The sequence below is a fragment of the Vibrio sp. 14N.309.X.WAT.E.F5 genome, from assembly GCF_030397615.1.
Classification (GTDB): domain Bacteria; phylum Pseudomonadota; class Gammaproteobacteria; order Enterobacterales; family Vibrionaceae; genus Vibrio; species Vibrio lentus.
The window spans coordinates 87,557-113,045 of the sequence record NZ_JAPNXR010000011.1 but is presented as its reverse complement, the minus strand read 5'-3'; the positions used below and the strand labels follow the sequence as shown (position 1 = coordinate 113,045).

18 protein-coding genes are annotated in these 25,489 nt (G+C 44.0%); 5 read left to right on the top strand and 13 right to left on the bottom strand.

All coding sequences use genetic code 11. The features are described from left to right. Positions 1 to 68 precede the first annotated feature (68 nt). Entirely contained in the window at positions 69 to 4,691 is a 4,623-nt protein-coding gene (locus tag OW495_RS13900) for a tandem-95 repeat protein (RefSeq protein ID WP_289887094.1), read from the bottom strand. Positions 4,692 to 5,136: 445 nt separating this feature from the next. On the opposite strand from OW495_RS13900, the gene OW495_RS13895 reads away from it, so the two are divergent. The 4 genes from OW495_RS13895 (at position 5,137) to OW495_RS13880 (ending at position 9,714) form a co-directional block, all read left to right on the top strand. Further along, positions 5,137 to 6,402: a TolC family outer membrane protein gene (locus tag OW495_RS13895; protein WP_102513320.1), complete on the top strand. Its 1,266-nt coding sequence runs from the start codon at positions 5,137 to 5,139 to the stop codon at positions 6,400 to 6,402. After that, a complete protein-coding gene (locus tag OW495_RS13890; protein ID WP_102315329.1) occupies positions 6,402 to 7,019 on the top strand; it encodes an OmpA family protein in 618 nt (205 codons plus the stop codon). Before OW495_RS13895 ends, OW495_RS13890 begins: the two co-directional genes overlap by 1 nt. Positions 7,020 to 7,155: 136 nt before the next feature. Next, the gene (locus tag OW495_RS13885) at positions 7,156 to 7,506 is read left to right on the top strand and encodes a DUF2750 domain-containing protein (RefSeq protein ID WP_017106730.1); all 351 of its coding nucleotides are present in this window, start codon (positions 7,156 to 7,158) and stop codon (positions 7,504 to 7,506) included. Between the two features lie 180 nt (positions 7,507 to 7,686). Beyond that, positions 7,687 to 9,714 carry a tetratricopeptide repeat-containing diguanylate cyclase gene (locus OW495_RS13880; protein ID WP_102513321.1) on the top strand — a complete coding sequence of 676 codons (2,028 nt, stop codon included), beginning with the start codon at positions 7,687 to 7,689 and terminating at the stop codon, positions 9,712 to 9,714. Here OW495_RS13880 and queC read toward each other — a convergent pair. Both queC and queE read right to left on the bottom strand, forming a co-directional pair. Next, entirely contained in the window at positions 9,674 to 10,369 is a 696-nt protein-coding gene (gene queC, locus OW495_RS13875; protein ID WP_102513322.1) for a 7-cyano-7-deazaguanine synthase QueC, read from the bottom strand. The two genes, OW495_RS13880 and queC, sit on opposite strands and share 41 nt — an antisense overlap. 60 nt (positions 10,370 to 10,429) lie before the next feature. Next, the gene (queE, locus tag OW495_RS13870) at positions 10,430 to 11,098 is read right to left on the bottom strand and encodes a 7-carboxy-7-deazaguanine synthase QueE (protein ID WP_338141692.1); all 669 of its coding nucleotides are present in this window, start codon (positions 11,096 to 11,098) and stop codon (positions 10,430 to 10,432) included. Between the two features lie 183 nt (positions 11,099 to 11,281). Between queE and OW495_RS13865 the strand changes: the two genes are divergently transcribed. After that, positions 11,282 to 12,091 carry a Cof-type HAD-IIB family hydrolase gene (locus OW495_RS13865; RefSeq protein WP_102513324.1) on the top strand — a complete coding sequence of 270 codons (810 nt, stop codon included), beginning with the start codon at positions 11,282 to 11,284 and terminating at the stop codon, positions 12,089 to 12,091. 88 nt (positions 12,092 to 12,179) lie between these two features. Here the strand turns inward: OW495_RS13865 and OW495_RS13860 are convergent, their stop codons facing one another. The 10 genes from OW495_RS13860 to OW495_RS13815 all read right to left on the bottom strand — a co-directional run bounded on the left by OW495_RS13860 (position 12,180) and on the right by OW495_RS13815 (position 25,123). Next, on the bottom strand, positions 12,180 to 13,592 hold the full coding sequence (locus OW495_RS13860) for a phosphatase PAP2 family protein (protein WP_102513325.1): 1,413 nt from the start codon (positions 13,590 to 13,592) through the stop codon (positions 12,180 to 12,182). Between the two features lie 80 nt (positions 13,593 to 13,672). Then, the gene (locus OW495_RS13855; RefSeq protein ID WP_076669369.1) at positions 13,673 to 14,152 is read right to left on the bottom strand and encodes a GNAT family N-acetyltransferase; all 480 of its coding nucleotides are present in this window, start codon (positions 14,150 to 14,152) and stop codon (positions 13,673 to 13,675) included. Positions 14,153 to 14,341: 189 nt separating this feature from the next. Next, a complete protein-coding gene (locus tag OW495_RS13850; protein ID WP_102513326.1) occupies positions 14,342 to 14,743 on the bottom strand; it encodes a glycine zipper domain-containing protein in 402 nt (133 codons plus the stop codon). 217 nt (positions 14,744 to 14,960) lie between these two features. Continuing rightward, complete coding sequence (locus OW495_RS13845) at positions 14,961 to 15,407, bottom strand: hypothetical protein (RefSeq protein WP_102513327.1); 447 nt, start codon at positions 15,405 to 15,407, stop codon at positions 14,961 to 14,963. A gap of 707 nt (positions 15,408 to 16,114) precedes the next feature. After that, a complete protein-coding gene (locus OW495_RS13840) occupies positions 16,115 to 18,019 on the bottom strand; it encodes a propionyl-CoA synthetase (protein WP_102513328.1) in 1,905 nt (634 codons plus the stop codon). Positions 18,020 to 18,137: 118 nt separating this feature from the next. Beyond that, positions 18,138 to 19,310 (bottom strand): 2-methylaconitate cis-trans isomerase PrpF, encoded by a 1,173-nt coding sequence (gene prpF, locus OW495_RS13835; RefSeq protein ID WP_102513329.1) that lies wholly within the window; start codon positions 19,308 to 19,310, stop codon positions 18,138 to 18,140. Positions 19,311 to 19,319: 9 nt separating this feature from the next. Then, the gene (acnD, locus tag OW495_RS13830; RefSeq protein WP_102513330.1) at positions 19,320 to 21,956 is read right to left on the bottom strand and encodes a Fe/S-dependent 2-methylisocitrate dehydratase AcnD; all 2,637 of its coding nucleotides are present in this window, start codon (positions 21,954 to 21,956) and stop codon (positions 19,320 to 19,322) included. Positions 21,957 to 22,057: 101 nt separating this feature from the next. Then, entirely contained in the window at positions 22,058 to 23,260 is a 1,203-nt protein-coding gene (gene prpC, locus OW495_RS13825; protein WP_102513331.1) for a 2-methylcitrate synthase, read from the bottom strand. Positions 23,261 to 23,406: 146 nt separating this feature from the next. Next, on the bottom strand, positions 23,407 to 24,303 hold the full coding sequence (gene prpB, locus OW495_RS13820) for a methylisocitrate lyase (RefSeq protein ID WP_102344103.1): 897 nt from the start codon (positions 24,301 to 24,303) through the stop codon (positions 23,407 to 23,409). Between the two features lie 100 nt (positions 24,304 to 24,403). Continuing rightward, complete coding sequence (locus OW495_RS13815) at positions 24,404 to 25,123, bottom strand: GntR family transcriptional regulator (RefSeq protein WP_102513338.1); 720 nt, start codon at positions 25,121 to 25,123, stop codon at positions 24,404 to 24,406. Positions 25,124 to 25,489 lie beyond the last annotated feature (366 nt).

Here is a 25,489-nt window from a genome sequence, read left to right as displayed (position 1 = left end):
AGAGCTTTAGAATCTAGTTTTTATAGCAAAGCAGATATATTAAAAAAGGGCCTTTCGGCCCTTTTTTGTTATTGGTCTGGTAAGTTCACAAATAGTTGATTCACCAAGTTACTCAAATCACTGCTTATCACACTGCCATCACCTTGAGCGTTCACAGAGTCAAACTGATTCCCCGTATTATCGAGTACAATCGTTTGTGTCTGACCACTGTTATTGGCACCTTCAGAGATAGTGATCACCAAATCTTTATCACCACCGCCGTTATCCACTTTTTCAATAGCGATGTGTTCTAAAAGATCTGACATATTATTCTCAGTCGGCAGCAGTTGAGAAATATCCAAATGATCTTCACCCAAAGCAAAGTCGGTAATGGTATCAACATCGCCTTGGAATGGTTGGTCAACCCATTGGAACAAGTCATCACCGTCATCCCCGGTTAAAATGTCATCTCCAAGGCCACCAATAAGGATGTCATTACCATCCTCACCTCTCAAATGATCATCTCCTGAGCCTCCAATAACAATATCATTACCGCTACCGGCACGAATGTAATCATTTTCTGAGCCACCATCTAGATAGTCATTCCCAGAACCGCCAGAAATCAAATCTATGCCAGACTCACCTAAAATCACATCATTTCCAGCACCACCTTGACCTACATCAGCCCAACTTGGCGCCACGTACGGAGATTCAAGAGTACCGTCTTCATTGTTCCCTTGGTAAATATTGTCAACATCCAGTTCAACGAACTCTGTAGCATCCTGCAAATCGAATGCCGCATTGCTGCCACTATCGCCAAGATGGATAATGTCATCAAAATCACCACCTTCTACATGGTCATTATCACCACCGGTAACAATCAAATCCGCAGCATCAGTCAGTGAAGGGTTTTGCTGGCCGCGTTCTACTTTAATACCGTTAACGGTTATAGATGGTTCTGGCTGATTTTGCCAATCATCGCCATGGTTACTTGAAACGGTCCCTTGAGGCATATAAACCGCATTGATACCTACTCCATCAGATATGATGTTTCCGCTGTGCCCTGTCATCGTAACTGACATAGTAGCTGTATCACTATTACCATTCTTATCGGTAGCTGTGTACGAAATTTCCACTATGTCACCAGCACTAGCGCTATCGTTCGGCACAAACAAAACTTTACCATCGACAATTGATACTTGACCTAAAGCTGGATTGACCAAAGCCACACTGGATAAAATCAAAGCTGATGTCAATGCGTGTGGGTTGTAATCATTCGCTAGCACATCAATCAAAACAGGAACCAACTCAATAGTTGATGTCACGTCATCGTTAGCATCGAGCACTGGAGCTTGGATATTAAAAGTCATACTGCTATTGCTCGTATCGCCATCTAAGTCGGATAGTTCATAATCAAAATCTAACGAAATATCGTTATCAACAACAGCAGCGAAGAATTGGTAAGACCCTGTAGCCATGTCTAAAACTAACGTATGACTATTGTCGATAAAAATCGATATTTCGCTACCGTCTATCGCAGTACTAACACCTGATTCCAAACCTGAAACAGATACTGTACTACCATCATAAGAAACTGTTGTTCCACCGTATTTCACTTCAGAGACGTAACCGCCATCAGCTCCAAAACCGCTAATAGAACCGTTGCTGCCGTCGTTCACAACCTCACCTGAAATAGGATCAACAACCGATTGAAGAATGATTGGTGGAAGCTGAGTAATATCAGGAACAACAACGGCTCCTATTTCACTGTCTGTTGCGCCGTTATAAGCAATGTCTTCAAGGTAGCTTATTGGTACGGCTTCGCCCATTCCGTAAGCCAATGCCGTAATATCGTTAGATTCTACGAAGCTTTCCCAGCTAGATTTTTCCGAGTCTGTTAAGGCACCGCCAGAATTTGGCGCACCATCAGATAAAAAGTAAGTAATGTTAGATGGGTTACCGTCAACCTTACCTACGTCAGTCCAGTGGTCCATCGCCGCATCAATAGCACTGTCGTAATAAGTTGCGCCATCTGCCGTCAAATTATTAATAAGATCTAAGGCTTCGGTAACAGACATCCAGCTTGTACCACTTGCGCCATCTTGGGCATTTGAACTGCCTGAAAACGTGACTATTTGAACCTGTGTAACACCTAAGCTTTGGTATTCAGCAAGCAGCTGTTTCGCCGCGTCTTGCATAATCGACAATCTAGACTCGTTCGTAATAGTGCTTTGACCCGTAACTGAATCCCACGCCATAGAGCCGGATACATCCAAGATAAGCTGCACGTTTGCACCAGCTTTTGCTGAGGGTTGTAAGTCATTAATAATCGGCTGAGCGACAGGAACATCATCATCGATAGTTAGAGAAATAGATCCGGTTTGAGTACCAGCTTCGTTACTTGCAACGATCCCAATATCAATGGACATTTCGTCTAATGGAACATTGGCGTCTAAATGATCGACCGGCCCATTGAGAGTCACAGAGTAATTCCCAACATCATCGATAATGGCAGTAATCACTGCTAGACCATTCGCACTACCAATTAAGGTTTGGCCACCGTTTGATGAAGACCAAGTGATATTTTGTCCCGCTGATGTATAACTCTCCGAAGGCTCTTCTAAAACTATACTATCCGCGTATAAAACCTCTATATTGCCAGAAACAGTTTGTACTGAATCAAAATCTTCAGAAACATCTCGAGAAACACTCGTAACCTCTGGTGACGGTTTTACTATTGAATCCGTAACGATCGTTACCTGTGCTGACGCACTCTCTAAATCAGTAGAGTCTTCCGCTTTATAATCAATAGTCTCGGTTACTTTGGCGTCCACTACGTCTACGCCTTTAAAAGTAATATTTGAATTTCTATTTGGATTAGCGGAGCCATCTTGGGTAGTAAAAACTCTTAACTCTGTAAATGGTACAAATCCGCCGTTGCCATCTGGGATAGATACATTAACTATAGAGTTGCCATTACCGTCTATAGAAAGCGTATATTCATTACCAGAATTTGAAGTGTTTTCAGTATTAAAGTTAAATGCCCCAACGACATTGCCAGATGCGTCTAGTGCAACGACATTAATTTCACCATCTGCACTACTGTTAGCATTGTAGTTACCAAAAACGCTTCCAAATTCTAAATTAGCAGACAAAATTTCGGCGCCACTATTTCCAAAATCAACAGAAATAAATTCTTTTGATGTAACGTCTAACTCACTTTGACCGCTCTTACTGGTTGAGACGCCAAAGCCATCTTCTACTCTATAGCCATCGTAATTAAGGTAAACCCCTGGATTACTCACTACGTCATTACCTACTGGGGAATTACCAGTATAAGTTCCAGCTGAAATAGAAACTAGGTCGTTGAAGTAACCGATTGATGTACTTCCATTCGAAGTATCAATTAGTGATGAAAGATCTGACGCACTAAAACTAAGCTGCTCGGCAATATTTGAATCGACAACATATTCAAAATTGTCAGCATCACCGTACTCTTGCCCGATAACGACTTCTGTCTTAGTTCCGTCATCTGCAACTTCATATAAAGTACCGAAAATAGGATCGCTTTCGACAATAACCGAAGTCTCAACGCCTGCAGCATCATCTTCCTCATCACTAGTATGGGGAGCAAAGTCAACCGAGGTTACACAGTCGACGGTTGTTTCAGTGAAGTCATCGGCTTCTGTCGCGTCATCTACAGAGCCGACCGTCACATTCACGGTCGCCGTTTCAACATTGCCCGCCGCCGTCGTCACTGTGTAAGTGAAGCTGTCGCTGCCGTGGTAGTCCTCATTTGGTGTGTAGGTCACGGTGCCATCTGCATTGAAGGTCACGGTGCCGTTCGTACCTTGAGTCACGCCAGTCACACTCGCGTTTTCACCGAAGGTGTCATTATCCAGGACGTTGATGCTGCCCGCTGTGTCTTCATCGGTCGTGATCACGTCGTTATTCGCGTCATCTACAGAGCCGACCGTCACATTCACGGTGATAGTATCTGTACCACCTTGGCCATCATCAACAACAACGGTAAAGCTATCATCACCGTTGTAGTTTTCATTGGGTGTATAAGTCCAGTCGCCGTTTTCATCTACGACAACAGTACCGTTTGATGGATCTGTAGATATAGTGAAAGACAGAGAATCGCCATCTTCGTCTGAAGCCGACAAGGTTCCGTTTACTGGCGTATCTTCATTTGTGGTAAAAGAGACAGTGTCACCGATAGGTGAATTGTTGTTATCAACAAAAGTGGGATCGTTGTTAGGTTGCTCAAACGAGCGAAAGGCATCTAGAAGACTCAAGCTCTGAGTGCGGGACATGCCCAGAGCTTCAAAACCCGTTGTTACAAAATCGGTACCGGGGATAGTTTCTTCGCCATCTCGCTCGATAGTTCCGCTCGCACTTAAACTAGAACCATTCTGACCAGCAGCGGTAGCGAACTCTTCACCTAACTCTGTTGGGTCTTGACCTTCTTCTAATGCAGCAAAAATATTCGCTATGTCTTGGTCAAGTTCAACTTCCCCACCTTCTTCTGGTGAAAAACGCTTTACTGATACCTGAGGTTCATTGGATCCGTTCTGAGATTCAAGAACGACATCCCCTGCTTGTAGTGGTTGGCCTTCTTCTAAGACTTTAATCGTACCATCTACCGAGATAACAATGCGCTGGCCAAGTGCTAATGCACCACCCAAATTCAATGTTGTCATGTCCATATAAACCCCTAAAAAAGCATTTCTTGTCATTAACGTCAAAATAGTGACATTATATTTATAATATTAGTTAAAATATAACACTTAAAGTCATATAATTCCTAGTTATGAATCTAGTATTTAACAACTTGAGTGACAAGCTAATGACGGTGATCACATCGCATAACAATCTTAGTGCTCACACCAGTAATATAAGTTATTGTGTTTGCGGAAAATAATAGATTTAAAAACGTAAGATTGACGTGTCTAAAAACACCATAAAACGCACGCTGATCGGTTAACATTTTGACAACCATTTGCGAACGCCAGCTTAGCGATCGTGATTTTTTTGGCGGTTCATCTAAATTTCGTATATAACATCACGAATTCAAGACTTAGATGAGAGCTAACTTTAGGGAGATGCACATTGAATAGGCTTCAAAGGACAACATTAGGGTTAGCTATCAGTATGAGCTTGCCGACGACAGCACAAACCCTAGAGCAAGCCGTTGCGTTCACTTTAGAAAGTAATCCTGAAATCAAAAGTGCTTATAACGAATATGTTAGTAAGCGATATCTTAATGACGCTTCTGGTGGTGCTTACCGTCCAAGTATAGACCTAGATGGCGGGATCGGATATGAACATACCGACCTTGCTACCAATCAGGACACAACCGACCTGACACGAAAAGAAGCAACGATTACGCTTACCCAACTGATATGGGACGGTGCAAACACCTCTAATGATATCGATCGAACTGCCGCAGACGCTGAATCAGTTCGCTATCAATTGCTATCAAATGCTCAAGATATCGCATTAGAGGTGACTAAGGTGTACCTTGACGCCGTAAAAGCCTATGAAGTGCTGTCACTTTCTGAAAACAATCTAGCGACACACAAAGAGATATACAGCGATATTCGTAAGCGTGTTGAGTCCGGTATTGGTTCAACAGCAGATATGTCACAAGTAGAGGCGCGTATTGCGAAAGCACACGGTAATTTACTTGCGGCTCAAAACAATCTTTTTGATACCCACACTCAATTTAAGAGGCTTGTTGGCCAATCTCCACTTGGACTAACTTTCCCTCGTGCAGACGCGGGCGCTATTCCTTACACTGTTGACGGTGCATTGGCAAAAGCATTTAACCAGCACCCAGTAATTAAGATCGCTCAAGCCGATGTTGACTCAGCAAAGTATCAATACAAGCAGTCTAAGAGTACCAACTACCCGACTGTTTCTTTTGAAGCCGCTCAAACCTGGCGCGATGATGCCGGCGGTACAGAAGGTAGCAGCGATGAATTCTCTGCTATGGTCCGTCTGAGATATAACTTGTACAACGGTGGGTCCGACCAAGATCGTGCTGAAAGTGCTGCCTATCAACTCAACAAAGCCAAAGACCTCCGCGAGAGTACTTACCGTAATGTTGAAGAAAGCTTACGTTTATCATGGAGTGCGCTTGATTTAACCGTACAACAAAAAGAGTTCCTATCTGACCACGTAGACTCGGCATCAGACACAGTTATCTCGTATGAGAAACAATACCGCATCGGTAAGCGTACCCTTCTCGATTTACTGAACACCGAGAATGAATTATTCGAAGCTCGTAAAGGCTATTTAGACGCTAAGTATGACGAGCAATACGCAAAATATCGCGTAATGAACGCAACTGGTAACCTACTCATCGGTTTACGAGTTGAGATCCCAAAAGAATGGAATGAAAAGGTGGAATATTAATGAAGCTTACCAACACAGTATTATCGCTTTGCTTCATGGTTGTATCTGCCAATGCTTTAGCTGAAAACAACGAGGACGAATTTGAATATCGCGCTCTTCCGCCTGTTACTCAAATTTACGACCTTCAAGATGATGACAATGACGGTGTAATCAACGCGCGAGATCTGTGTATCGATACCCAGATTGGTGCAGAAATCGATAACGACGGTTGTGGTTCATATTTCGAGTCATCAGAGAAAAAAGAGCTTCACATACTCTTTGCTAATAACTCTACAGAAATTAATCCAGTCTTTCTTGGCCAGATACGCCAGATGGCTGCGTTTTTGAAGCGTTACGAGGGTACATCGATTGAGTTACAAGGTTATGCCAGCAAAGTAGGTAACGCGGCACACAACCTAAAGCTTTCGAAAGAACGAGCATCGCATGTAAGACGTGCACTCATCAGCAATGGAATTCAACCATCCCGAGTCAACATCGTTGGCCATGGTGATTCTGAATTCAGCAGCGATGACACCCAAATCAATCACGCGTTGCATCGAAAAGTTGTCGCTTCTGTTGCTGGCTTTAAAGGCAATATCAAAGAAGAATGGCATATCTTCACCAAAATCAAAAAGTAGCTTCTACCTCACTCCACTCATACTGAAACGTTATCTTAAGCTAACGTTTCAGTATTCTTATAATTCCTTGAATAGCATATACCTAAGCCGTCTATAATGTTAATCTTGCGTCGTTATCAACATAGAGAATTAATCCATGAGCAAACTAACTGCTGATATTCAAGCAAATCTAGAACTTTTCGTTTCTGAAACACAAGAAACTAAACTGGTGTGGGGCCTTCGCAATGATGAAGGTTGGCTAGCATGTGATTCAAGTGAATTCGAAAACAGCGAAGTGATGCCGTTCTGGTCTTCAAAAGAAGATGCTCAAACTCATAACGTTGAAGAATGGGCTGATTTCGAAGTACTAGAAATTCCACTAGATATCTTTGTAGAAGATTGGTTACTGACTCTTGCTGAAGACGGCGTTCTTGTTGGTACTAACTGGAATGCAACATTAGAAGGCAAAGAACTTGAGCCTTCTGATCTGGCGAAACTATACATCTAGTTTCCAGTATCGGCCGTGTAAACGCGCATGGCCGATATCTCTCTAGTTTATGCTATCTGTCTGAGAGATATCATAAATTAGAGACTTCACCCGCATAACTTCATACCAAAACCATTCAAAATTTGAAGCAAGATCAAACTAAACATAGAATATCGTTCTTTATCTGAATAATAGTCTGTTGTGATTCGTTCCGTTTTAGTTACCTTCCTGATTTTCATTAGCTTTTTTACTGCTAGCCAAGAATCACCATCAGATCGAGATTCCTCAGAACATACTTCTATTCTCGGGGCTATTGCAACCCCCAACGCTGACTGGAATGCCCTCTACCTTTCTACGCTAGAACGCTCACCTTCTCGTGCATTGAATATGTTGCAAACCCGCTATACAAGTTTGAATTCTTTTGGAGACAAACTCTATATATCATCTCTCCTATATCACTACATGAGCCACAGAGATCAGCCCTTCTATGGTATTGCCGCAATAGACGACGAGTACCAATCCATAGAAGAGTCTTTTATTTCAGCGCTAGTGATGGATGGACAAGGCCGATATCAAGAGGCTCAGCAAGGCTTTTTAACACTATTGACCAAAATGCAATCACGTAACGATTTGACGGGACGTGCGTTGTTAAAATATCAACTTTGTCGCTCTCTTAACGAGCAGGCCAAATATCATCAAGCTAACTACTACTGTTCTGCGCTTCAAGCTGACTTAAATGGCATTGCTGATCCAGTCTTACCAAAGTTTGCAACTTATCGAGTGATTGCCAACAATCAACATTTTCGTAGTGACTATCAAGCGGCTCTCAGTACTTACCTGTCACTGATCAATGTCTTTCCACAAGGTCACGATATCTCCGGGATCTACAACGATGTCGGCAATTTACTCAAAGAACTCAAACAATACAAAAAATCAGCACAATACTTGGAAGAAGCTCTGGTACTAAGGGACGATGCCTCTGATTTAATGAAAGCTCAAGTACACCATAGCCTTGCTGATTTATATTTAACTCAATCCAACAATGAACGCGCGATTGAACACTTCCTCAAGGCTAAGGTATTACTAAGTACGTCTTCTCATAGCTACGGAATCGCACTGACAAATTTAGGGTTAGGCAAAGCCTATACACAAACACGACAATATGATTTAGCGAGAGATTACTTAATCGAATCTCTGTCGGCTTCGAATGAACTGAACAATGATGTCATTCGTATCAACGCCTATTTGGCCATCAGCGATATGTTTGAGGAGCGTAAGTTAACAGCAGAAGCACTCAATTATGCTCAACAAGCGTTAGAGTTAGCAGAACTTGTTACGAGGCATAAATACATCGCTCAAGCACTTCTTCAACTTTCAACAATCCATCAGAAACTCGAAGACTACAAGCAAGCTTTCTATTTCTATCAACGATACTCATCCATTCAGATGGAGGCACGAGACATCGACAACCGACTTGCTTTTGAGGCGCTTGATCTTACGCACGCCAAATACGAACAAGAGTTAGAAAACTCTTTTTTAACGAATCAAACTAGACTCGACCGTCTTCATATCGAGAAAATGGAACACCAGCGATTGATGTACAACATCATTGTCGTACTTTTAATATGTGCTGCGAGCTTTACTGTGTTTACCAACCGGAGTATTCGCGCGAGAGCGGCTATTGATAGGATGACTAAGGCTTATAGTCGAACCGAAATAATACGACGAATCAAACGAGTGAAACGCTGTAAAGGCGCGAACAGGCAACACGTTCTGGTTTTGCTAGACCTAGATAAGTTCAAGAAGATAAATGACGAACATGGCCACCCTACTGGTGACCGAGCACTCGTCCATATTAGTAAACAAATAAGAAAGCACTTGATGACTGATGAATTGTTTGGTCGCTTAGGCGGTGAAGAGTTTCTTATCATGCTGACCGACACTAAACCTTCAGAAGTCCGGGAGCGTGTTGAAGAGTTGCACTACGCGATATCAAGCACTGTCTTCTTATCAGAAAGCAAAAAGCCACTTAATGTAACCGCGAGTTTTGCTTATCTAGCAACCTCAAACGCATTAAGTGACTTTGATGACTTGTACTCGGTTCTTGACCAAGCACTTTATCAAGCGAAGAGTAATGGCCGAAATTGCATCATCGATGCTTATAACGACCCAATAGACTTACCTGATGTTATTTATTCTCAGCCTGTTTACGAACCAACTCAGCCATAATGCCTTCGCGATCATCTAGGTAATCGTTAAGGCCAACTTTTCTTAGTTCACATGCAGGACAATCACCACAACCGTCGCCGATGACGCCGTTGTAACAAGTCAGAGTTTTATTGCGAACAAGCTCAAGTGCTGAATATTGGTCTGCCATCGCCCATGTTTCAGCTTTGTTCAGCCACATCAATGGTGTTTTGATATCGAGCTTCTTGTCCATGCCTTGTACAAGCGCAGAATTCATCGCTTTTACAAAATCATTGCGGCAATCAGGATAGCCCGAGAAATCGGTTTCACACACACCAGTAATCACAGTTTCAGCACCGATTTGGTACGCGTAAATACCGGCCAGTGTTAAGAAAAGAATATTACGACCAGGAACGAACGAGTTTGGCAATCCATTCTCTTGTAGCTCATGTGATACAGGAATATCGTCACGCGTTAGAGAGCTAATCGCTAGTTCATTCAACAGGGTCACATCCATCACTTTGTGTGCTTTCACACCAAGCTCTTTTGACAATGACTCTGCCACTTCAATCTCTAGCTTATGGCGCTGACCATAATCAAACGTGATCGCATGAACTTCATCATACTCTTTCAAAGCTTGAACAAGACAAGTGGTAGAGTCTTGACCACCACTGAATACTACAACTGCTTTTTTCATCTTAAATCCTTACGAAAATCTTTTACTAACGACTTATCTAGGCCAGTAAACAAATACGATCTATGCGATGCTCAAATATTTGTGGGTTTGAATAGATAAACGCCAGTTACGTTCAATACAAGTGTCGATACACAGCTGTGTTGCACGTTCTTTTTGGCTAATAGGCTGAAGTGCAATGACTGTCTTTTCAGGAACATCGGCTCTAGCAAGAAGAGCATCAAGCTGATCGATATCTTTACCTGTGCCAACAGGGTGCTTGATTTCATTCGCACGAACGAGTGCGCTATCAAGGATGTCCAACTTGGCTTTCATTGCGACCTTTGGTGACACCGTAACCCAAGTATCCGATGTGGCTTTTACTTCTGATGTTCCGCTGGTCTCAATCTGACAGCGACAACCGTGTTGCTCAAATGCTTCAGTAAGAGGGACAAGGTCATAAATGCACGGCTCGCCACCTGTGATCACAATGTGCTTAGCTGTGTAACCTTGTTTGATGTATTCATTCACGATTCCTTGAGCATCAATTGCTGACCAAGTGGGTGAATCCTCTGTCTTAACCATAATATCGCCAAGGCTAGTTTCATCTTCAGGTAATGCTTCCCACGTCTGTTTGGTGTCACACCAAGAACAGCCTACAGGGCAAATTTGTAGACGAACAAAAACAGCAGGAACGCCGGTAAATACGCCCTCGCCCTGGATGGTTTCAAACATTTCATTAATCTTGTACAACTTACCCTCAGCTCAATCATTTGATGAAATTAATCAACCGCAGACCTTAAAGCACTTACCCCTTTTGGTCAAACAAATGAGTACTGATAAATGAGTTGATCAAAGCCCTAGCCTGAGCTTTCAAGTTCCCTTATCCTTTTGCCCATTAGATTTTGTTAGCTTTTAATTTTGGTAAGGAAAAACATGTACAAACTGATTGCTCTTGATATGGATGGCACACTACTTAACAGTGAAAAAGTGATTTCTCAAGAGAACAAAGACGCGATTGCTAAAGCTCGCGCTGCAGGTGTGAAAGTGGTTCTGGCTTCTGGTCGCCCTTTAGAAGGCATGCAGAGTAAGCTAGACGAGCTTTCAATCAACGGCGAAGATGACTTTGTGCTCTTCTACAACGGCTCTATGGTTCAGAATGTATCGACAAAAGAGATCATTCACAGCGAGATCAGCAATGGTAGATCCGCGAAACAGATTGCAGCATTAGCACAAGAGCTAGGTGGTTATGTGCATGCCTTCAGCAAGGTTCATGGCTTAATCACACCCGAGAACAATGAGTACACAGCGATTGAAGCGCGTATTAACGGCTTAGAGATTACCGAGTTCGACTTTTTGCAACTAGAAGACGACCACGAAATAATCAAAACAATGATTGTCGCTGAGCCAAGCAAGCTGACTGAAATCATCGGCAAGTTGCCACAAGAGCTTAAGACTCAGTTTACTATCGTGCAAAGTGCACCATTCTTCCTAGAGTTCTTAAACCCAAATTCAAACAAGGGTGTGGGTATTGAAGCTATCGCTAAACATTTGGGGATTACTGCGGAAGAAGTGATCTGCATGGGCGATGCTGAAAACGATCACCATATGCTTGAATACGCGGGCATGGGTATTGCGATGGCAAACGCAATGGAAGAAACCAAGAAGCTAGCTGACTACATTACAGCAAGCAACGATGACCATGGTGTCGCATTAGCTATCGAGAAGTTTATCTTCAACTCATAATCGCTAAAGAGACATTAATACTCTATTACAAAAACGACAAAGGCTGTGCAATACACAGCCTTCTTTCATTATAAGTGACTAAGTTCGCTTACTGTCTTTTCCAAGGCAAACGAAATGCCACGACACCGAACAAGATCAACAGCGGGAAACGTAAAGTTTCAATAACAAACGAAGCGAGACCACTGAAAGACACGAAACTACCTGCCCAACTTATCAATAAATTTCCCGCTAGCAACATCACAATCACGCCAATCACAATATTAAACGAGAACTGACCCGTTAGCGGTTTTGAATCTGTTAACGTCACCAAACATGCAATCGTCATTAAAATCGCAACCCAAAACGTGAAGGTCGGCAATGGCCAAATTACGGTTAAGACGATTGAGAGTAAGCATAAGCCCCACCACACGCTTTTTGAGCTTAACAATACACTGATGTCGATATCAGGCTTACTGTCTAATCTCACTATATGCCACGTAGTTAAGGCACCTAAGACGCCGCCCATCAACACATCACTAAAGAACGCGCTGCCTGAATAAGTTTTGAATAACATGATCCACAATAGTCCAACTGTAACTATCAACAGCGATTTCTGATCTGTTAAGCGTTTGAGTTTCCAACAAACTAATAAGGTTAAACTAACCCATAAAGCCGCCAACAAGCTCGGAAAGCTATACCCACTACTCGTCACTAGCTTTAACGTTGGGAGATAAGCATGTGGGCGAGGAAAACCAAAACCCTGATGCGCAATTAAGGTAAGCAGAGTCACTGATATCAGCGCGAAACCAAATTTCAATGCGAAATTACGACCAAAATGCCAAGCAACTAGCGGCAAGATCACGATAAAGATCCACGGCTTTGCTAAGAAGTCTGTCAAAAGTACCGTATTAGCAAAAACATTCGGCAGGTTATCGAACGTGTTTTGAAGTGAAGCAATCCCGTTCAATTCAGCTTGATGAACTTTAGGAGCTGCGCCCACCAGCTCAGTCACGTAAGTCACTGGTTGATTTTTCGCGGATAGAAAGAATTCGTTAATCTCAGACCATTGTTCAGGATAGCGGTATTGGTTTGCTTCCAATTCAGTTGGCGGCAATAACATCGCTCGACTCACTTCCACTCCATAATGAGGAGAGAACCAAATTGGTAGCTCAAAGCCACCTAACTCATTTCGAGCTTGGTAGCTGATCACTTCAGAATCAGAAATACAATCATACACAACGGCACTGTCGGTATAACCCAACACATCACCGACTGTAACAGACAAGCCGGCCTCTTCCCAAGTTTCACGTTGCGCTGCAATAGCTGGCGGCTCACCAGAAACAACGGTACCACCCGGCAGAGATAAATGACCGGTGATCAATTCATCAACCAACACGATTTGGTTATCAGCACGTACTACACACAAAGCGCCCGCGATGTGATCAGGCAAGGTATTGTTAGCCCAAGCGGAGGTAGCACTCAAAAGGGACAGAATAAAAACTAATAGATATCGAGTAACCAACGAATTTACCTAAAAATAAGAGAAAAAATGAAAGACTGCTAATGCATCGTATTGTAATCAAACCCAAACGAAATCGCTGTCTATGTTTTGTTCAAAGCCTTTCTCATCCATTGAATGTGAGGTGTGAACCCCATTTTTTGATAGAAGTCCTTGGCAGGTGAATTAAAGTCCCAAACCTCTACAAAAACCTGTGCGACACCATAGTCTTCAAAAGTAGATTCAACGCGATTAAACAACATTTGAGCCACATCCGCTTTTCGATATTCCGGCAACACAAAAAGCTCATCGACACTGCCCATCTGAACCGGTTTACTCACGGTAGAAATAAGCTCACAGAAATGCCCCGAGATAAAGCCAACAATCAGCTCTCCTTTTAATGCCACATATACCAGACACTCAGGATCGTCTAAGTATCGTGCAATACTCTTTTCCTGCTCTATCTCTTCGGCCGTTTTAAAATGTTCAGGACATGCAATATGATGATGGTGGTGAAGATCAAACATCAACTCATTCAGTTGCTCTAGATCGGTATGCTTTGCAGCCCTTAAGGTGACATTCATGACAAGTACGCTTCTCAAACCCAATTGATAATTAAACTGAGTCTAGTTTACTTGCAGTGAGTATCTATACAAGTTATTGAATTAATTCGTTGTTTGAACTGCGTGTTTTAGATGCAAAAATGGCCACATAGAGTGACCATTTGTTTTGATTTGGATAAAACTGATAGAACGTGTATCGAAGCTCTCGCTTTATGCGCCGCTGTCTTCTTTCTCTTCATTGAGTTCAGCAAGCTGTTGTTCCAGTTCAATAAGCTTAATTTCCGCTTCTACTTCAGCGACACGCTTTTCTGCATCAGTACGGTTATCCTGTGCCAAACCATCTGCTGTAACTTGGGTTCTTTGAGCATTTCGAGCGTCGTCAGTATCTTTCATCGAACCAGCAACACCGCCAGTCACGCCACCCAGAGCTGCACCCTTAACGGCCAAACTTGCATCTCCAGTCAATGCACCAGCCGTAGCACCTAGCAATGCACCACCTATAGCACCGCGATTACGCGCAGCGTTTTCATTTTCGTTGTCTGTCGCTGGTGATGCGCAACCAGAAAGAGTCACAATTAATGTTGCTAGCAATAAAGGTTTAGTGAATGTCATGAGTGTCTCGCTTAGTTCTTCGTTTGGAATGAAGCTATCTTAAGCAGATCCGTTAACCAGATAAATAAAGCCACCTTTAGACGATACATCATACTTAGCTATGTATTTCGCAGTTAACACATAACCGATTGATGACGTATCGCATTGGTGTACCTAATTCATCAGACACAAAAAAGGCGACCAACAAGGTCGCCTCAAGAATGATTGCCGTTCAGGTTTAGTCTTTAGACCAAAAGTTCTGCATATCCGCAGCACTTGGAGGTGGTCTTACGCCACAATCTCGATAATGATTTTTATCACCTATTCCCAGTATTTTACCATTTTCATCATTAATCATCGCTGCGACTTTCACACCATCACCAACATGACGGGTCAACACGACTATTTCACCGGCTCTTTCAGATCTTACCGCGCCCAAAATTTGGTATTCATAGCGGCCTTTCCTTGAATTAACAATCATCTTCGAGTTTATAGGATCTGCTTCATACCCGACACCAATATCAAAAACCGCTTGATACAAATCGACACCAGTCTTAGATACGCATCTAAATACCTTGGGATGACTCAAAGGTTCTAACAACGTTCTGCTGATATCATGCTGTGAAGTGGCGGCATTAGCAGCACCACTAACAAGTAAAATTATGATTAAAAAGTAGGCTCGCATAAAAAGACCTCAATATGTGGGATTCATAATGAGGTCATAATAAGCGCAATGGATAACCGGAAGAATAAAGTAGAGTTTAGGTAAACCATCACGTTTGGCTATATATCAGGAACATAGGTGACGCCGGTCTCCGTATCCGTACCCGATTAGAATAAACCTAAATAATTACGGCTAGCCCGATTCCTGAGCTAATAAAGATAAATGACAGGATTATTAGTGTTTTGGCCTTTATTCGAATTGATGTTTTTCCGAGACCATATATTTGGCGATTAATCTTGTATAGCCCATAGTCGTTCATTTGGCATCCTCATTTACTAGGTTAGCACCTCGTTAGTGCCACTTTCGTCAGCAGAATAGAATGAAAACAATTATTGGTGTTATCAGGTTGTCCGTATCTCTGTCCCTTAAACATCTTCAATCTGGATATTTTCCACTAGTGACATCGTTAGCTAACTCATAAAGTCTAGACCAACCATTCACTTTTGGGTGGGGAATACTGCAATATGTGGCCATACACACTCAAGCTATACCTAATATAACCTAAAGCTATAGCTGGTAGTTATAACTCTAAATAGGCCATCTAAGTGATTGTTTATTAATTTGTAATACAACTATATATGGTTAAAATCATATTATTTAGAATCAACGAAAGCAAAAAAGGCATCCGATTAGGATGCCTCAATTTAGCCTTTAGAATTGTTACAAAGCTACTTTTGTAATGCCTCTGAGATCTCTTCTAGACTCGCAGGATCATCAATAGTAGAAGGCACCACATATTGCTCACCTTCGGCTATCTGTCGGATAGTTCTACGCAAGATCTTACCTGAACGCGTCTTAGGCAACCTCTCAACCACCAAGGCTTGCTTAAAACATGCAACCGCACCAATCTCGTTACGAACCTTACCCACTAGCTCAGCTTGCAGTTCAATGCTATCTACTTTCACGCCATCTTTTAGCACAACTAAACCCAGCGGCAATTGCCCCTTCAAATCATCGTGAATACCAACAACAGCACATTCAGCAATCGCAGGATGACCACCAACAATCTCTTCCATTTCACCAGTAGACAATCGATGTCCTGCGACATTAATCACATCATCAATACGACCCATGATAAACAGATAACCGTCTTCATCGAGATAGCCACCGTCACCAGAAACATAGTAGCCAGGGAACTGACTCAGATAGCCAGACTCAAATCGATCATGATTGCGCCAAACCGTAGGTAGACAACCTGGTGGTAATGGGCGTTTAAGAGCCACAAATCCTTGTTGATTAGGCTGGGCGACTTCACCGAGCTCATTGAGGATCTCCACTTGATAACCCGGTACGGGCTTCGTTGAAGAGCCGGCTTTCACTGGCAAAGACTCTAGCCCTGTAGGATTTGCAGAGATAGCCCAACCCGTCTCCGTTTGCCACCAGTGGTCGATAACCGGTTTATTGGTATGAGACTCAACCCAATCCAATGTTGGCGGGTCTAAGCGCTCTCCCGCCATGAAAATCGACTTGAGCGATGATAAGTCATACTTGGTGAGCAACTCGCCTTCAGGATCTTCTTTCTTGATTGCTCTAAATGCTGTCGGCGCAGAAAACAACACATCGACGCTGTACTCTTCACACACACGCCAGAATGCGCCGGGATCTGGCGTTCGTACTGGCTTGCCTTCAAACAAAATGGTCGTACAGCCATGAATCAGTGGTGCATAAACAATATAGGAGTGCCCTACTACCCAACCGACATCAGAAGCCGCCCAAAACACGCCGTCTTGCGGCATGTCGTAGATGGTACTCATTGAGTATTTCATCGCGACCGCATGACCACCATTGTCACGTACAACGCCTTTAGGCTTACCTGTAGTGCCTGATGTGTAAAGGATATACAACGGATCGGTTGCCAAGACAGGAATGCAACTGTGTGGCAATGCATCGTTAACCGCTTGCTGCCAAAGTACATCGCGTTCATTGTTCAATTCGGCTAAAGAGTGCTCTCTTTGGAATACCACCACTTTCTCAGGTTTCCAGCGACTATCCATAATCGCTCGATCGACCATCGGCTTATATGGCAAGACTTTGTTGATCTCGATACCACAGGATGCCGTGATCAATACTTTAGGTTCAGCATCTTCAATTCGAACGGCAAGCTCATGAGGAGCAAATCCGCCAAACACCACTGAGTGAACCGCGCCTAGTCGTGCACAGGCTAGCATTGCCATTGCCGCTTCAGGAATCATTGGCATATAAATCACCACACGATCGCCTTTGGTAACACCTTGCGTAGCTAACATCCCCGCGACTTTAGCCACTTGGTTACGCAGTTGGTCGTAGGTGTACGATGATTGAGTCCCGGTAACTGGAGAGTCGTAAATCAGTGCCACTTTATCACCACGACCATTTTCGCAATGATAATCTAAAGCCAACCAGCACGTGTTCATCACCCCATCAGGAAACCAGCGCTCAATACCGTTATCGTCAGTTTGTAATATCGTTTTTGGTGACTCAAACCAATCTATCGCTTGTGATTGTGTTTCCCAAAACGAATTTGGGTCTTCCCTCGCCCATTGATACTCGGTGATATAATCTGTTTTTCTATTCATTCGATTCGTAGCAGACATAGTGTCTCCTTCATGATTCATCCATTTATCCAAGTGCCTAGCCTTTGGCAGTAGCACTTGATAGCACTCTTTTCTCAGCGTTGTGTTCGTGAACATTTAGCCGTTCACGACAATCGCTTTACTTAGGAAAAGGCACACGCATGGCACCTTCCATGATCACTCGGGCACTACGACTCATTATCGCCCTTTCAATTTTCCAACCGCTTTCGGTCTGCAAAGCTTTAGCTCCCACCTTTAAGATTCCTGATGGATGACCAAAGGTCACAAAATCACGGGAACCCTCACCGGCTGCCAAGTTCACTAACGTACCCGGAACACTCGCCGCTGAAGCAATGGCGACTGCAGCAGTGCCCATCATAGCGTGATGCAGTTGCCCCATAGACAAAGCTCGCACCAAAAGATCGGTATCGTCAGTTGAAACCGATTTACAACTTGATGCTTGGTACGCTTGAGGCTTAGCAACAAACGCAACTTTAGGTGTGTGTTGGCGTAATTCCGCTTCTTCTAAAGAATCAATCAACCCCATTGCAACTGCGCCATGTGCTCGGATGGATTCAAACAGAGCCAAGGCTTTTGAATCGCTGTTGATATCCGATTGAAGCTCTGTGCCTTGATAACCAACCGATTCAGCATCTACAAAAATGGTTGGTATTCCTGCGTTGATGTATGTCGCTTTGATGCAGCCCAATTCGGGAACATCTAAAAAATCGACAACATTCCCTGTTGGAAACATTGAACCACTCGCATCGGCTGGGTCTAGGAAATCAACTTGGATTTCAGCAGCGGGGAAAGTGACACCATCGAGTTCAAAATCACCTAACTCTTGGACTTCACCTTTAACGATGGGCACGTGAACAATGATGGTTTTCTCTATGTTCACTTGCCATACTCGCACCTCGACCACACCGTTTTCTGGAATACGATTCGAATCAACCAATCCACTATGAATAGCAAATGGGCCCACTGCAGCAGACAAATTACCGCAGTTACCGCTCCAATCAACGAAAGGCTTGTCTATTGCCACTTGACCAAAGAGGTAATCAACATCGTGATCGGCTTTACTGCTCTTCGAAACAATCACGGTTTTACTGGTACTCGAAGTTGCACCACCCATACCATCGGTTTGCTTGCCATACGGATCTGGACTGCCAATCACTCTCAACAACAATGTATCTCTAACTTCTCCAGCAACTTGCGCTGATTCAGGTAAATCATTTAGGTTGAAGAAAACGCCTTTGCTCGTCCCGCCTCGCATATAGGTAGCCGGCACTTTTATCTGTTTGATATTCATAACCAGCTCCTACTGGGCGAGAAAGTCTTTGGCGAAACGTTGCAACACGCCACCAGCGCTATACACGTTCACTTCGTCTGCGGTGTCTAATCGGCAGGTCACAGGAACATCAAGCTTTTCACCGCTTTTACGAGTGATCACTAAAGCCAAGTCTGAACCTGCTTCAATGTCACCGTATACGTCGTAAAGCTCGGTGCCATCGAGTTGTAAGGTATTGCGATTGGTTCCCGCTTTAAACTGCAAAGGCAACACGCCCATGCCAACCAAGTTGGTCCTGTGGATTCGTTCAAAGCCTTCGGCAACAATCACTTCAACACCCGCTAACCGCACCCCTTTGGCTGCCCAGTCACGTGATGAACCTTGTCCATAATCGGCACCAGCAACAACAATCAAGGGTTGTTTACGGTTCATGTAGGTTTCTATCGCTTCCCACATTCGCGTAACTTGACCTTCGGGTTCAACTCTTGCTAATGAACCTTGCACGACTTCTCCAGCGTCCTTCACCATTTCGTTGAACAATTTCGGGTTGGCGAAGGTTGCTCGTTGTGCGGTTAAGTGATCACCTCTATGGGTAGCATAAGAGTTGAAGTCCTCTTCCGGCACTTCCATTTTGGTGAGGTATTCTCCCGCTGCGCTCGAAGCAAGAATCGCATTTGAAGGAGATAAATGGTCCGTAGTGATGTTGTCACCCAGAATCGCTAAAGGTCTCATCCCTGAAAGGCTTCGCTCTCCCGCAAGAGCACCTTCCCAATAAGGTGGTCTGCGAATATAGGTGCTTTGAGGTCGCCAGTCATAAAGCGGCTCAGTAGTCACCTGCTCCTCGTCTGGCTGGAACATTTTCACGTAGATTTGTTGGAATTGCTGAGGCTTAACATGCTCACCGACAACCGCATCTATCTCTGCATCACTCGGCCACAAATCACTTAAGTAGATTGGCTTTCCATTGTTGTCCGGACCTAAACTGTCTTTTTCGATATCAAAGCGAATCGTACCCGCTAAAGCATAAGCAACCACCAATGGCGGTGACGCTAAAAAGGCTTGCTTTGCGTATGGATGGATTCGACCATCAAAGTTTCGATTCCCCGATAACACTGCGGTTGAGTACAGGTCGCGATCGATGATCTCTTGTTGGATTTTAGGATCCAGCGCCCCACTCATTCCGTTACAGGTAGTACACGCATAACCCACGATACCGAAGCCTAATTGTTCAAGTTCGGGAAGCAAACCTGCCGACTCAAGATAGAGCTTGGCAACTTTAGAACCCGGCGCAAATGACGTTTTTACCCATGGCTTGCGAACTAATCCAAGTTGATTGGCCTTCTTAGCAACCAATGCTGCGGCGACCACGTTTCTTGGATTACTGGTGTTAGTACAAGAGGTAATTGCCGCAATGATTACGGCACCATCGGGCATCTGCTCGTCGCTGTACTGCTTAGCATGCTGCTCTTTCCAAGATGCTTGACTGATACCTTGTTCAACCAACTCTCTGGTTGGCAAACGACGATGGGGATTAGATGGCCCTGCAAGATTTCGCTCAACTTTTGACAAATCAAACTCAAGCACACGTTCGTATTGAGCGGAATCTAAGTCATCAGCCCAAAGTCCGGTTTGCTTGGCATAGCGTTCGACTAGTTCAACTTGTTCAGGCTCTCGTCCTGTGAGTTTAAGGTATTGAATAGTCTGCTCATCGATGTAGAACATCCCCGCAGTCGCACCGTACTCAGGCGTCATATTCGATATAGTGGCACGGTCGCCAATAGTCAGTGCACGAGCACCTTCACCGAAGAATTCCAAATAGCTTGAGACCACTCTCTCATTGCGAAGAAACTCTGTAATTGCGAGCACAATATCAGTAGCCGTTATCCCTTCTTGCCTATGACCGGTAAGTTTAACACCCACGATGTCTGGCAAACGCATCATCGACGGACGACCGAGCATCACAGTCTCGGCTTCCAAGCCACCTACACCGATAGCGATAACCCCCAGAGCATCAACGTGAGGAGTATGACTGTCGGTACCGACACAAGTATCAGGAAACGCGATGCCTTCTTTAGATTGAATAACCGGGGACATTTTCTCCAAGTTAATCTGGTGCATGATCCCGTTACCCGCAGGGATCACACTCACGTTTTTAAACGCGGTTTTACACCATTCAATAAAATGAAAACGGTCTTCGTTTCTGCGCTCTTCAATCGCGCGGTTTTTATCAAATGCTTCGTTATCAAACCCGGCATGTTCCACTGCCAAAGAGTGATCAACAATCAGTTGAGTTTCGACCACTGGGTTCACCTTGGCAGGGTCTCCGCCTTGGTCGGCAATCGCATCGCGTAAGCCAGCTAAATCAACTAAAGCGGTCTGACCTAGAATGTCATGACACACCACTCGCGCAGGATACCAAGGAAAATCTAAGTCGCTCTTGCGTTCAATGATCTGCTTTAATCTGTCTTCAAGGGTTTCAGGATCACAGCGTCTTACTAATTGCTCTGCCAACACTCTCGACGTATAAGGCAAGGTTTTATAAGCGCCCGGGGATATTGCTTCTACCGCTTCGCAAGCGTCGAAATATTCTAAACCCGTTCCCGGTAAAACCTTTCGATACTTGTTTTCATCAAGCTCTTGGTTTCTTTCAAGTTTTACATCAGACATACATCCACCATTATCTGTTAAATTCTATTCGTTGGTTCCCGAGGCCTTATCACATGAAGATAACAGTCACCTCGAGATTTAAGTCGGCTAAATATAGAGGACTAACGTAAATGGATAGGTAGCCAGTCTTGGTGCTCTGGCCCGGTGTAGTCTGCACTTGGACGAATGATGCGATTGTTTTCTCTTTGTTCGAACACGTGTGCAGTCCAACCTGTGAGGCGGCTCATCACGAAGATCGGAGTAAATAATTTGGTTGGGATGTCCATGAAGTGGTAGGCCGATGCATGGAAGAAGTCAGCATTACAGAACAGCCCTTTCTCGCGCTTCATTACTGCTTCAACACGTTCTGAAACGGCATAAAGCTGTTCATCACCCACCTCTTGAGCTAACTCTTTTGACCAACGCTTGATTAGAGCGTTTCGTGGATCGCTCTCACGATAAATAGCATGACCGAAGCCCATGATTTTATCTTTGTTGGCGAGCATATTCATGATGTTCGCTTCCGCTTCATCGGCGGTTTTCCAATCTTGGATCATTTCCATCGCAGCTTCATTTGCACCGCCATGTAAGGGGCCTCGCAACGTACCAATCGCTGCTGTGACACACGAGTGAATATCCGACAACGTTGATGCACACACACGAGCTGCAAAGGTTGAAGCATTAAACTCATGCTCCGCGTAAAGGGTTAGCGAGCAGTGCATCACCTTCTTATGAAGTTCACTAGGCGCTTTATCCGTTAGCATCTTCAGGAAGTAGCCACCCAGACATGCTTCACTTTGATCTTCGGTATCAATTCGCACGCCATCATGGCTAAAGCGGTACCAATAACAAATAATCGCGGGGAAAAGCGCGAGCATTCGTTCAGTCGCGGGCAGTTGCTCTGAAAAATCAGTCTCTTGCTCTAAATTACCCAACATTGAACAACCCGTTCTCATTACATCCATCGGATGAGCGTCGGCTGGGATAAGCTCTAGTGCTACTTTCAAAGGTTGAGGTAAGCCGCGCAAACCAACCAACAGTGTTTTGTAATCATCTAGCTCTTTTTCACTGGGTAAATGACCTCTTAGTAGCAGATGCGCGACTTCTTCGAACTGAGCATGATTAGCAAGGTCGGTAATATCATAACCACGGTAGGTTAAGCCGGTACCTGATTTTCCTACCGTACATAGCGCCGTGGTTCCCGCACTCTGGCCACGTAGACCTGCACCACCGATTGCAGGTGCGGTTGTTGATTTTTCGCTTTGTTGTTGGTTTTCTGTTGAAGCCTTATCGACAGCTGCTTTATCACTCAAAGATACAGACATGGTGAACTCCTTTTCTGTGTTAGCCGCCTGCACTCTTTGGTGCTGCCTGTTTATATGTCCGATGATCTTTATCATCGGTACTGGATATGGCGACTAACCATTTCACGTTATTGGATTAAGTTGATTTTTGATTAATTGAAACTGGTTTACCCTTCGCTTGAAAATAACTGATCAAGCTTGTTCTCGTAGTCGTGGTAATTAAGGTGTTCGTACAGCTCTTTACGGGTTTGCATTGAATCCAACAGGGCTTCTTGATTGCCTTCAACTAACAAGTGTTTGTAAACATTCTCCGCCGCTTTGTTCATCGCACGGAACGCACTCAATGGGTAAAGCACCATGTCGACACTTGATTGGGCTAACTCGTGACAGTTGTAGAGTGGTGTTTGGCCGAACTCAGTGATGTTGGCCAAGATAGGCACGTGTTTACCCGTTGCTGATTTCAACGCCGCCGAGAACTTCACATATTGATCGAGTTGATTCATCGCCTCAGGGAAAATCATGTCAGCACCTGCTTCAACACACGCAATAGCTCGTTCAATCGCACTGTCAATTCCTTCAACCGCCAATGCATCCGTACGCGCCATAATCACAAAGCTGTCATCAGTTCTAGCATCGGTTGCCGCTTTGACTCTATCGACCATCTCTTGTTGACTAACAATTGCTTTATTTGGTCGATGACCACAGCGTTTCTGAGCGACTTGGTCTTCCATATGAATAGCAGCCGCGCCCGCCTTCTCCATCGCGCGAATCGTACGCGCAATATTGAACGCGCCACCGAAACCCGTGTCGATATCCACCAGCAAGGGCAAATCACACGCATTGGTAATACGTTCAACATCGACCAATACATCGTTCAATGTCGTAATACCTAAATCAGGCAAGCCATAAGACGCATTGGCGATGCCTCCACCAGACAAATAAATGGCCTGATGACCCAAGTTCTTTGCCATCATCGCGCAATATGGATTCACAGTGCCGACGATCTGCAATGGATCGTTGTCTTTCACAGCTTGTCGGAACTTTGCTCCTGCTGATAACTTCATAATGACGCTCCCTGTTAATTGTTTATTTCTATCTAACTTTTATAACTACTGATGTTTAGCTCTCGCCAGCGAAGAACCGCTAGCAAATACCAGTCGCCAATTAATCAAGATCTTTGGATTGAATTTGTTGCTCTATAAGCGATCGGCTACCCGAGATGTGTCTTCGCATTAGCATTTCTGCTAGCTCTTCATCACGGTTGCGAATAGCTTGTAAAATGTATTTATGTTCATCAAGCGCCTCTTTTGGTCGAGACTGTGCTCTAGGCGATTGGTAGCGGTACATGCGTAATAGGTGATAAAGCTCATCACACAACAGCGAAATGAGTTTGCTGTTACGACTCGCTTTGATAATGCGGTAATGGAAATCAAAATCCCCATGTTGATGAAAATAAGAAGAGCCTTCGACTTCATCGATATGTTTAGAATGTGTCGACAATAAGCCTTTAAGCCCGATCAACTCTTCTTGTGTGATGTGTCTCGCCGCTAATCGAGCAGCCATGCCTTCTAATGCCTCTCGCACGGCATAAAGCTCTAGCAGTTTGTCTGCCGAAAAAGTAGTAACTCGAGCGCCGACATGAGGAATTCGCTCAATAAGCCCTAGCCCCTCGATACGCATTATCGCTTCACGTAATGGTCCTCGACTTACCTCGAAGCGTTTAGCCAGTTCAGGTTCCGAGATCTTACTGCCCGGAGGTAATTCACCGTTAACAATTGCCTCAACGAGGTATTCCGTCAGGTTTTCTGACTTGGTGTTTTCTTTATCGCTCACACGAGTTTTCGTGTTTGCACTTAAGGTGAGATCTTTTATCGCAGTATTCATATTCACGCTGCTCACTTCTGATTGTTGAGCCTTAATTGTCAACAATTCCATAACATGAACATAAAATACACGATGAAATTGTCGACAATCAAGATAATTGTCGACAATTTAGACTAAGGTAGTATTTTCATTAATCGGAAGAGAAGTAGTAAAACGAAGCAATAAAAGACAATAAACACACATTATTCATAAGCTTAAATCATAAATGAGTGAACAAAACCCTTACCGCCCCAAAGCTGCTCGAAAACAATGTGTCGACAACTGACAGTCAACTTTTCAAACGCAGATCCATCCATCAATGATCTCAACCAAGATATAGGTGTCAACACCCTTCCTCTCCGTTTAACTCCAAACCACAGATATAAA